This is a genomic window from Advenella alkanexedens (assembly GCF_019132845.1).
Classification (GTDB): Bacteria; Pseudomonadota; Gammaproteobacteria; order Burkholderiales; family Burkholderiaceae_B; genus Advenella; species Advenella alkanexedens.
In genome coordinates this window covers 56,543-67,689 of record NZ_JAHSPR010000008.1, presented here as the reverse complement: position 1 = coordinate 67,689, position 11,147 = coordinate 56,543, and the positions used below count along the sequence as shown (strand labels likewise).

Sequence of the window (11,147 nt, the reverse complement as noted above, 5' to 3'; positions counted from 1 at the left end):
CAAAAATATGTATACAAATCATGAAATAGATAGAGATGCTTTTATCAGAGGCAATCAGCCACGGTATGTTCAATTGGCCAACACGCTCATCAATGAAATTACCGATGGCAAATATCAAATTGGTGATTTACTGCCTACCGAGCAGGATATGTGTGTGCAATTTGGTGTCAGTCGTTTTACGGTAAGGGAAGCCCTGAAAAAACTGGTGCAATCCGGGCTGGTTACCCGTCAGCCCGGCGTTGGCTCAAAAGTCATCTCAACCCAGATGACAACGGCCTATAGCCAGAATATCATGGATATTTCCGACTTTTATCGTTATGCCACCGATACTTCGCTGGTTATCCAAAGCAGCGAAATCATTACGATTACGGCTGAGCAGGCCGATATGCTAGAGGGTTCGGCCGGTGAAACCTGGTTGTTTTTAATCGGAAACCGTTTCTCGGAAAAAAGCGAACTGCCCATCAGCTATACCGAAATCTGGATCAATCCGGCTTTTCGCGCCATTAAGGGGATTATGGGTAAACGCAGTGAGGCCATTCATTCGGAAATTGAAAAGCAGTTTGGAGAAACCGTGGTTAAAGTCGAGCAAACCATTACGGCAACTTCGCTGACTAAAAAACAGGCCAATGCCTTACAGGTTAAAAGCGGCAGTCCAAGCCTGTGTATTGCCCGCAAATACCGCAATCGCAAGGGTGAACTGATCGAACTGTCCATCAGCCATCATCCCGAGACTCGGTTCAGTTATAACTCGGTCTTTGTGAAAAACAATATTCCAGCATAGTATCTGTATTAAAAGCCTCTGGCAGGACTGGTTTATCAGGTTGATGCCAGCCCGGCTTTATTTCAGACCTCAAATTTCTGTCCCATGCCAAGCATTTGCCGGCCGTTGAAACGGCTGGCATGACGGTTGTCTTCAGCGTTCCTCCCATTGTAAATCCCGTTCATCACAACACCGTGCCGCACCCGGGTGGACGGTATTTTATTTTCCGGATATTGCCCTATTTTTTGCTTGACAGTCTCTCAATTACTATTTATCATTTTCTTTAATTTGTACGGACAAACAAACAAATGGGCGTACAAATAGACAAACAAGTAAATACAAGGAGATAGAAAATGTTATTCCCTCAAAAAGTGGGTGAAAACCGTTACCGTGCCCGTTACGGCCGTTACTTCGAAGAGTTCAATATTGGCGATATTTATGAGCACCGTCCTGGCCGAACTATTACCGATGCGGATAACATTCAGTTTTCATTAATGACCATGAATTACCATCCCATGCACTGCGACAAGGCGCATGCGGAAAAAAGTGAATTTGGCAAACTGCTGGTCAATAGCGGGCTGACACTGGCTGTTGTGCTGGGTATGACCGTCAATGATGTCAGTGGCCAGGCGATTGCCAACCTGGGCTGGAAAGACATTGCGTTGACCAACCCGGTTTTTGCGGGTGATACCTTGTATGCCGAGTCTGAAGTGCTGGACAAGCGTGAATCCAAATCACGGCCAACGCAAGGTATTGTGACCGTCAGAACCAAAGCCTTCAACCAAAAAAATGAGCAGATCATGGTGTTTGAGCGTACCTTCCTGGTAGCCAAAGAGGGGCACGGTGTGGGTGATAAATAAATAATCGGTGCAAGAAATGCCCGTATAAGTCGCCACCAAGAGCGATGAAGCATCAAAGATATCAATAATTTAAAAATGACGATAATTAAAGGAGTACAGGAGTGAGACATACCATTCGTAGACATATTATCAGCGCCTGCACATTGGGAATGATGGCTTTCTCATTTTGTGCACAGGCGGCTTATCCGGAAAAACCCATCAGAATCGTAGTGGGTTTTCCTCCGGGGCAGGCAACGGACATTATTGCGCGTCTGGCCGCCAAGAAACTGGAAGAAGGTCTTAATCAGCCGGTTATTGTTGAAAACAAACCGGGTGCAGCTGGCATTATTGGCACCATGGATGTGGTAAGGGCCAAGCCAGACGGTTATACCCTGCTGGTCGGTTCAAGCGGCACGCTTTCCATTAATCCCAGCCTGTATGGCGATTTGGCCTATGACCCCCTGAAAGACTTGAGCCCAATTGCCGAGCTTTCTGAAGTGCCGCTGTTTCTGGCGGTGAATGCCAACGTACCCGTGAATAACGCCAAAGAATTTGTTGAAATGGTGAAAGCCGATCCCACAAAATACAACTATGGTTCTGCAGGCAGTGGTGTGACCAGCCATTTGGCCATGGAGCTTCTGAAGCATGATCTTGGCCTGGAAATGGATCATATTCCCTACAAGGGAAGTCCGGCTGCCGTGACGGATTTGGTAGGGGGCAGGGTGACAGCCATGGTGGATACCGGGCCCGCACTGATTCCGATGGCCCAGAAAGGACATATCAAAATATTGGCCGTGTTAAGTGATAAGCGGGTGCCCGCACAGCCTGACGTACCCACATTGAAGGAAGCTGGCTTGGGTGATGTGCTGGCGACTGCCTGGGTTGGATTGGCCGCTCCCAAAGGCACACCCGATGAGGTGCTTCAAACGTTGTACCAGTCGTTGCAAAATAACTGGCAAAGTGAAGACGTGGATAAAGTCCTGAATGGTCTTGGATCGTTGTCTGTCCTGAACAGTCCAGAGGAATTCACCCGTTATATCGAATCTGAAATTAAAAAGTGGAAAGTTGCCGTAGAACTATCCGGCGCTAAAGTCAATTAAGTAAAGGTGTAGAGACAATGAACCAAACCATTTCCTCGCTCATCAGCGATAAAATTTCAAGCATCAACTTTAATGCCATTCCTGAACAGGTCAGGGAAAGGGCAAAGTATCTGATTATGGATGCGCTGGGTATTGCGTATGCGTCAACCCAGTACGACTTTGCTGAAAAAACCCTGGCGGGCATCCTGGCCATTTCTGAACCCACGCCCAATGGCGTACCGGTGATTGGCATGAATGTGTCTTTGCCTGCCCGTGATGCGGCGATTGTGAATGGTTTGCTGATTCATGGACTGGATTATGATGATACACACCCTAAAGGCGTGATTCATGCAACGGCACCAGTGCTGGCTGCCGTCCTGTCCCAGTCGCACCGCCTGCAAAAATCGGGTGAAGACTTGTTGACCGCTTATATTGTGGGTATTGAAGTGGCCACCCGTTTGGGGGCGGCTGCCAAGGGTGGTTTCCATCAAGTGGGTTTTCATCCAACCGGTTTGATTGGCGCGTTTGGGGCGACCCTGGCCGCTGCATGGCTGGATAAGCTGGATGCAGGTCAAATGACCCATGCCCAGGGTATTACCCTGTCACTGGCTTCGGGCAGCCTTGAGTTCTTGCAAGATGGCGCCTGGACCAAGCGTGTGCATCCTGGCTGGGCGGCCAATGCCGCCATTACCTCTGCTTCCCTGGCCAAACATGGCTTCCTTGGGCCCAAAGAAACCTATGAGGGCCGTTTCGGTTTATACGCCAGCCACCTGGGCGCCGACTTCAAACTGGAAGGTCTGGAAGAAAGCATCAGCACGATTGGTCAGGAATGGGAGCTGATGAATATTGCGGTTAAACCGATTCCGGCCTGCCACTTCACGCATGCATGTACCGATGCAGCTGCGATTATTGCCAAACAGTTCAATCTTGAAGATATTCTCAAGATTGAAGCCAAAGTGCCAGCGGGTGTCATGAAAACCGTTTGCGAACCTGCTGAAAACAAGCAAAAACCGGCCAATTCCTATGAAGCCCAGTTCAGTATTCCTTACTCTGTTGCCACCGGTTTGCGGTTTGGCCGCTTCTCTTTGGATGCCCTGGATGAGAAAGCTTATACCGACCCCGAAACCCTGGCGCTGGCAGCCAAAGTTATTAGCGTGCCCGATCCCGATGCCGACTTCCCCAGATATTATTCGGGCGAAGTCGTGGTGACACTGAACGACGGCAAGGTCATTTCCCATCGTGAGGCCATCAACCGTGGCGCCGATGTCCGCCCGATTACCAATGGCGAGGTGGAGGCCAAATACGTGGAAAACACCGGTAATCTGCTGGATGCCGGAAAAATTGCACAAATTTCTTCAGCCCTTAAAGGTCTTGAGAATCAAAGTGCCAGCCAATTGATGAATTTATTAAGTACCCAATAAGCAAGTGAGAATAAGATGAGTAAAGATAGCAATAACTACGATGTTGAACAGGAAACGCTGATTCTGGATATGCTGGATAAATTTCTGGCCTCTGAGGTTGCCCCGCATGTGCACCAGCTGGAGCATGATGATATTTATCCGGAAGAAATTGTTGAGAAAATGAAAGAGATGGGGCTGTTTGGCTGCATCATTGACCAGGAATATGGTGGCCTGGGTTTGTCGACCCAGACCTACGCCAAGATCATTGAGCGAATGTCCAAGGTGTGGATGTCCATTTCAGGCATTATCAACTCGCACCTGATCATGGCCATGGCCGTGCAGAAAAACGGGACCGAAGAACAAAAGCGTAAATACCTGCCGCGCTTTGCCACCGGTGAGTTGCGTGGGGGTGTTGGCTTGACCGAGCCGGATTGCGGTACCGATTTGCAGGCCATTCGTACGGTTGCACGCAAACAGGGCAATAAATATATTATTAACGGTTCAAAAATGTGGATCACCAACAGCATGTATGGCAACTGCCTGGCATTGCTGGTTAAAACCGATCCGGATGCCACCCCAAGGCATAAAGGCATGAGCCTTTTCATTGCCGAGAAGGGCAAAGGCTTTATTGTTAACCGGAAACTGCCCAAACTGGGCTACAAGGGTATTGATACCTGTTCGCTGAATTTTGACGACTATGAAGTGGATGAGTCATGCCTGATTGGCGGTGTGGAGGGTAAGGGATTGCAGTATGTCCTGAACGGGCTGGAGCTGGGTCGCATTAACGTGGCTGCCCGTGGATTGGGCGTGGCACAGGCGGCACTGGAAGAAGCGTTGCAGTATTCACAAATTCGTAAAACATTCGGCAAGCCCATTTGTGAGCACCAGGCTATCCAGCTGAAGCTGGGCGAGATGGCCACACGTACCGAAGCCGCCCGTTTGCTGGTGTATGCCGCTGCCGCCGCTTATGACCGTGGCGAACGCTGTGATGCCGAAGCCGGAATGGCCAAGTACTTTGCCACCGAGGCCGGCATGGAGAACTCGCTGGAAGCCATGCGTATTTTTGGCGGTTACGGTTATTCCAAAGAATATAACGTTGAGCGCCTGTATCGGGATGCGCCTTTGTTGCTGATTGGTGAAGGCACCAATGAAATGCAGCGCATTATTATCGCCAAACAAATGATAGAGAGAAACAAGGTATGAACCAGAACGCATTAAACAGTTTGCCCCTGAAGGGCGTGCGCATTATTGCGGTCGAGCAATACGGGGCAGGTCCATTCGGTACCCAGCACTTGGCGGATCTGGGCGCCGAAGTCATCAAGATCGAAAACCAGGCGGATGGCGGTGATGTTGGCCGTCATGTCGGCCCCTATTATTTTGGGGAAAATGACAGTCATTTTTACCAGGCCTTCAACCGGAACAAAAAAAGCATTACGCTTAATTTGAAGTCTGAACAAGGTAAGGAAATTTTTCATCGTTTGCTGAAAAATGCCGATATCGTGTTCAATAACCTGCGTGGTGATTTGCCCGAAAAACTGGGTCTCACCTACGAAGACCTGAAACAATACAATGAAAAAATCGTGTGTGCACACTTGTCCGCATACGGACGTGAGGGTTCCAGGAAATCCTGGCCTGGCTACGATTATCTGATGCAGGCCGAGGCGGGCTATCTGTCCCTGACCGGAGAGCCAGACGGGCCGCCCAGCCGCATGGGCCTGTCTATTATTGACCTGATGACGGGCACAACCGCTGCCATGGGTATGCTGGCAGGTTTGGTGGGTGCCCGTGCAACCGGCATAGGGCGTGATGTTGATGTCAGCCTGTATGATGTCGCCATTCATAACCTTGCCTATGTGGGTGTCTGGTACCTGAATGAGGGATTCTCCCTGAAACGTGAACCTTTCTCAAGCCATCCGTCCTTAACACCTAGCCAGTTGTACCGGACACAGGATGGCTGGGTGTTCCTGATGTGTAACAAGGAAAAGTTCTGGGGTACGCTTTGCATGGCCATTGAGCGTCCCGAGTGGATTAACCGCCCCGAGTACCAGCGTTTTCCGGATCGTCTTGAAAACAGGGATAGGCTGAAAGAAGAACTGGAGTCGGTTCTGGCGACACGTAGCACCGAAGAATGGATGAAGGCATTTGCCGGTAAAGTCCCTGCCGCCCCCGTTTACGATGTGGCTCAGGCGCTGGATAATGACTTCATTCAGGAGCAGGAACGCATTATCGAATTTGAACATGCCGGCAGGAATGTACGCACGATTGCATCTCCTGTCCGGGTGGGGGTACATCCTGCCCAAGCGGCACCGGCCATGGGAGAGCATAATCATGAGCTGCTGGGCGAGGTGGGCTATAGTGAAGAGGAAATCCGGTCGTTTAAAGACGAACATGTGATTTAGGCAGGAACAGGAGAAAAAAATGCCGACTGCAAAAAGCTACTTATTCGTGCCGGGTGACCGCCCGGAGCGCTTTGAAAAGGCACTGAACAGTCATGCAGGGATGGTGATTCTGGATCTTGAGGATGCGGTGGCTCCCGATGCCAAAGACAGTGCCCGGGAAGGCATCCGTCAGTGGCTTGAAACCAGTCAGGCCAGTCAATTCACGGAGCGGCTCATGCTGCGTGTGAATGATATGGATACCAGTTGGTATGCCAGCGATGTGGCCTTGTTGGGGTCGGGTAAATTCCAGGGGGTCATGCTGCCCAAGGCACAAAACCCAAAGGCGCTTGAAGCGCTGGCCGCAACCCTGCACGGCCAGCAGGAAATCATCCCCTTGATTGAAACCGTCCAGGGCTGGAACAACGCCCGTCAGCTGGGAGAGGCCACGCGCGTTTCCCGGCTGGCTTTCGGTTCAGTCGATTTTGCCATTGATGCCGGGATAGAGGGAGATCAGGAAGAACTTGATTATGTGCGTTCTTCCCTGGTTTTGCAGTCCCGTCTGGCAGGCAGGGCCAAACCGGTGGATGGCGTGACCGTTGATTTCAGGAACCAGGATGTTCTGAAGGCTGATGTGGCGCGTTCCCGTCGTTACGGTTTTGGGGCAAAACTGTGTATTCATCCTGCCCAGGTTGATGTCGTGAATGAAGGCTATGCGCCTTCTGCCAAAGAAATTGATTGGGCTCACAGGGTACTTGAAGGCGTGGAGAAATTCGGACTGGGTGCTTTTGCCCTGGAAGGAAAACTGCTGGATAAACCCTTGTTTATACGGGCACAGCGTATTCTTGCAGCGGCGTAAAAGGCCAGGCCGATAGGCAAAAAAAACAGGGGGCCTGGCCTCCTGTTTTTTTGCCTGCGTTTCTGTTCAGGTTTCAGTCGGCATATTTTTTCTCAAATTCCCAAATTTCCGGGAAACCAATCAGCTTATTGAAATCGGAAAAATTGTAAAGCATGGGTTCAAGCCCGACTGATGTGTGGTGGGTGGCCAAATGCTGGTAGGCATTTTGCAGTGCTTGGCCAGCGGCCAGAAACCCCAGGGCAGGATAGATCGCAATGGCATAGCCCATTTCCTGCAACGTGGCAGGGGGCAGAATGGGTGTGCGGCCGGTTTCCACCAGATTGATCAGCAGGGGCTTTTCAATCGTTTTGGCAATTTTCCACATCTCCTCTTCATTTTCAGGCGATTCGATAAAAATGATGTCTGCACCAGCCCGGGCATATTGTTCGCCCCGGCGCAAGGCTTCATCCAGTCCAAGACTGGTTCGGGCATCGGTGCGGGCAATAATCAGAAAATCGGGGTTTGAGCGGGTATCGACGGCCACCCTGATTTTCTTGACCATGTCAGCGGCAGGAGTCACCCGGCGTCCTGGCGTATGGCCGCATTTTTTAGGAAACGCCTGGTCTTCAAGCTGGATAGCCGCCGCGCCCGATTTTTCATAGGCGCGAACGGTATGGGCCACGTTCAGCAAGCCGCCATAACCGGTGTCTCCATCACAAATCACCGGTTTGCCGGTGGCATTGCAAAAGGCGGCTACCCGGTTGTTCATGTCGGTCATGGTGGCAAGGCCGGCATCCGGTAAGCCCAGATAAGAAGCCACGGTTCCGTAACCTGTCATGTAAAGGCAGTCAAAGTTCATTTGGCTGGCGATCTTGACGGAAATCAGGTCATACACACCGGGGGCGATCACCAGTTTGCCCGGGGAAATTATTTGTTTCAGCTTATGTTTTTCGTTGTTCATGGCAATCCGTCAGGCCTTGTATGCGGTTCAAGGCCTGTGTATTCAGGGTTAAGCGGGAATGAATCAAACGGGTTTCAAATCAATGGCCACCGCCAGGTTGCGCCATAGTTCAAAATCTTTTTTGACCTGTTCATTGAATTTTTCAACCGAATCACCCACCGGTTCGGCAGCCTGTTTTTGCAGGATTTCTTTCATGTCGGGCTGGTTAATGACCTGAGCCACGGCTTGTTGCATGCTGTCCAGCAAAGGTTTGGGTGTTTTGGCGGGTGCAAAAATGCTGTAAGTCACGTAGACGTTATCAAATTCTTTAAAGCCCAGTTCTGCCATGGTGGGTACATCTGGCCACATTTGGGTTCTGGACTGGCCGGTTACCGCCAACGGGGTAATTTTGCCAGACTGCACATAAGCACTGGAAGACAGCAAACTGCCTGTGGCCATGGTGGTCACGCCACCCGCAACATCAGCCATGAGCGGTGCCCCGCCTTTATAGGGAACGCTGATCATGTTCAGTTTATTGTAGTGATTGAACATATCTCCAACCAGACGGGTCATGTTTTCGGAGCTGCCATAGGCAAATTTGTTACCGGGTTTTTTGGCCAGCGCAAGGAAGTCTTTAATGTTTTTGGCATCCAGTGTAGAACTGCTTAAAAATGCCAGGGGAGAACGGGCCACCATGGTGACCCCAATGAAATCCTTGAATGTATCGTAAGGAATGTCTTTGGTGACCAGGGGATTGATCAGGTGGCTGTTGACCACCAGGGCGTAGGTGTAGCCGTCCGGTTTTGACGTGGCGACTGAACGGGTCCCGATAATGCCATTGGCGCCAGGTTTGTTTTCAACAATGACGGGTTGCTTGAATACCTTGGAAAGCCGGTCGCTAAGATGCCTGGCAATAATATCGGTGCCGCCACCGGCAGAGTAGGGGACGACCAGGGTAATGGGTTGTGTGGGGTAAGGGTCTGCGGCCAGGGCTGGTGTGGCAACAGCGATGCTGGTACCCATAAGAATCAAAGAAAATAGCCGTGTATGAGCTTGCTTCATTTTGTCTCCTGAAGAAAATTTTTGTTTTGTCGTATTGGAATCACCCGTGATGGGTGGCAATACATAGGGTTGGGCATCCTTTGGGAGTGCTGCTTTGTTGGATGTCTTATAAGAATTATTATATTTGTACGTATGTTTGTAATGTACGGACAAATTTAAGGGAGAATGCATTGGCTGTCAAGAAATAATTATTTACGCGTGATGTAGATCAAGGTGGGCTTTTTAATGGCTGGGAGGCGGGCTTTCCAACGCAGAGCATGGGAACGAGTATTGCGTAGCTTGCAAAAGATGATTAATGTGTTATTTGCACGCATTATAGCGTGAAAATTGCTCACATTAAAAAATAAATAAATAACACTGGATTCATTAACTCATTGATATTAAACGATTTTTTTATTAATGAAAATTGGCATGTATTTTGCTGTATGTAGTGTGGATTACGCGAATGCGTAAATTTTTAATGCCATACAAGAGAGTAGAAACATGAAATCGATGAAGATTATTTGTCCTAACGGTCATTTGGGTTTTGCCCCGTTGAGAACCGAAAGTTTTCATATTGGAGTTCAGGCGGCACCGGATTTTATTGCAGCGGATTCCGGCAGTGATGATGTCGGCCCCGTGCCTTTGGGTTCAGATACCTCCACCAGTCCGCAAGCATGGCAGATGCATGACCTGGAAGAAATGCTATTGGCTTCGCGCCGGCTGGGCGTACCCATGATTATTGGTTCGGCGGGTGATACCGGTTCCAATAGCCGGGTTGATATGTATGTCCGCATTATTCAGGAACTGGCGGAAAAACATAATTTGCCCAAATTCAAGCTGGGTTATTTTTATTCCGAAGTGGATAAGGAAACGGTTCGCATGAAAATCCGTAATGGGGACAGTGTGACCGGCCTGGATGGTTTTGATGACCTGACAGAAGCCGAACTGGATGCCACTGACCGTATTGTGGCCGTCGCGGGGGTACATCCTTATATCAAGCTTCTGGAGCAGGGGGCTGATGTTATTATTGGCGGAAGAAGTTCCGATGCGGCCGTATTTGCGGCACCGGCGATTTTCAAGGGCTTTCCAGAGGACAAAGCCTACTATCTTGGTAAGGTTCTGGAGTGCGCATCGTTTTGTGCCGAACCGTATGGTGGCAAGGAAACGGTGATGGGGGAAATCTCTCATGATGATGTCCAGGTGACCGCCATGCACCCGGAGCAGCGTTGCACGATTGCTTCGGTAGCCGGTCATGCCATGTATGAGCGTTCAAACCCCTTCGAAGAATTTTTTGCGGGCGGTAGACTGGATATGACTGATTGTCATTATGAACAGCTTACAGAGAAAACCACCCGAATTACGGGTTCACGTTTTCATCCTGCACAGCAGATTCGCGTAAAACTGGAAGGTTCAGGAAAAGTGGGGGAGCGGTTCATCGGGTTTTGTGGCGTCCGTGACCCTTATACCATTGCAAATATAGACCGGGTCATTGGCTGGGCCAGAGAAAAAGTACAAGAGCGGTTTGGTGATGAGGGTTATCAGCTGCATTACAGCGTATATGGCCGTGACGGTGTGATGGGAGCGCTGGAACCATTACGGCATCAGACAGGACATGAAGTGGGTGTCCTGGTACAGGGCGTTGCACCAACGCGTGAAATGGCGGAAGAGCTGACATTGATCGGTCTGCGCCAGATGTTTTATGCCCGCTTGCCTGATGTTAAAGGCACCGCAGGCTCGGTATCCTTCCCGTTGGATGAGGTGGTTGAAGCCAGTGCCGCCTATCGCTGGACACTTAACCACACCATGCCTGTTGATGATGTGTTTGAACTTTTCCCAACCAATATGATTACCGCTGGCGTATAACAAGGAGCC

At 50.1% G+C, this 11,147-nt stretch carries 10 protein-coding genes; 8 read left to right on the top strand and 2 right to left on the bottom strand.

Translation table 11 applies throughout. From position 1 onward, the window contains the following. The first annotated feature begins 7 nt into the window (after positions 1–7). From KU392_RS10895 to KU392_RS10865, 7 genes are all read left to right on the top strand, one after another. Positions 8–781 (top strand): GntR family transcriptional regulator, encoded by a 774-nt coding sequence (locus tag KU392_RS10895; RefSeq protein WP_217735311.1) that lies wholly within the window; start codon positions 8–10, stop codon positions 779–781. A 332-nt stretch (positions 782–1,113) separates the two neighbouring features. Then, positions 1,114–1,620, top strand: coding sequence for a MaoC family dehydratase (locus KU392_RS10890; protein ID WP_217735310.1), 507 nt, complete (start codon positions 1,114–1,116; stop codon positions 1,618–1,620). A 101-nt stretch (positions 1,621–1,721) separates the two neighbouring features. Then, positions 1,722–2,699, top strand: a complete 978-nt coding sequence (locus KU392_RS10885; RefSeq protein ID WP_343212446.1) for a Bug family tripartite tricarboxylate transporter substrate binding protein — start codon at positions 1,722–1,724, stop codon at positions 2,697–2,699. Between the two features lie 17 nt (positions 2,700–2,716). Then, entirely contained in the window at positions 2,717–4,099 is a 1,383-nt protein-coding gene (locus KU392_RS10880) for an MmgE/PrpD family protein (protein ID WP_217735309.1), read from the top strand. A gap of 15 nt (positions 4,100–4,114) precedes the next feature. Further along, a complete protein-coding gene (locus KU392_RS10875; protein ID WP_169293902.1) occupies positions 4,115–5,281 on the top strand; it encodes an acyl-CoA dehydrogenase family protein in 1,167 nt (388 codons plus the stop codon). Further along, a complete protein-coding gene (locus KU392_RS10870; protein WP_169293903.1) occupies positions 5,278–6,477 on the top strand; it encodes a CaiB/BaiF CoA transferase family protein in 1,200 nt (399 codons plus the stop codon). The genes KU392_RS10875 and KU392_RS10870 overlap by 4 nt, the downstream gene beginning before the upstream one ends. A 19-nt stretch (positions 6,478–6,496) precedes the next feature. After that, positions 6,497–7,312, top strand: coding sequence for an HpcH/HpaI aldolase/citrate lyase family protein (locus KU392_RS10865; protein ID WP_217735308.1), 816 nt, complete (start codon positions 6,497–6,499; stop codon positions 7,310–7,312). A gap of 73 nt (positions 7,313–7,385) precedes the next feature. On the opposite strand, the gene KU392_RS10860 is transcribed toward KU392_RS10865, so the two are convergent. Continuing rightward, complete coding sequence (locus tag KU392_RS10860) at positions 7,386–8,252, bottom strand: isocitrate lyase/PEP mutase family protein (protein WP_169293905.1); 867 nt, start codon at positions 8,250–8,252, stop codon at positions 7,386–7,388. Positions 8,253–8,315: 63 nt separating this feature from the next. Beyond that, entirely contained in the window at positions 8,316–9,293 is a 978-nt protein-coding gene (locus KU392_RS10855; RefSeq protein ID WP_169293906.1) for a tripartite tricarboxylate transporter substrate-binding protein, read from the bottom strand. Positions 9,294–9,776: 483 nt separating this feature from the next. On the opposite strand from KU392_RS10855, the gene KU392_RS10850 reads away from it, so the two are divergent. Then, the gene (locus KU392_RS10850; protein WP_217735307.1) at positions 9,777–11,138 is read left to right on the top strand and encodes an acyclic terpene utilization AtuA family protein; all 1,362 of its coding nucleotides are present in this window, start codon (positions 9,777–9,779) and stop codon (positions 11,136–11,138) included. Positions 11,139–11,147: the final 9 nt, after the last annotated feature.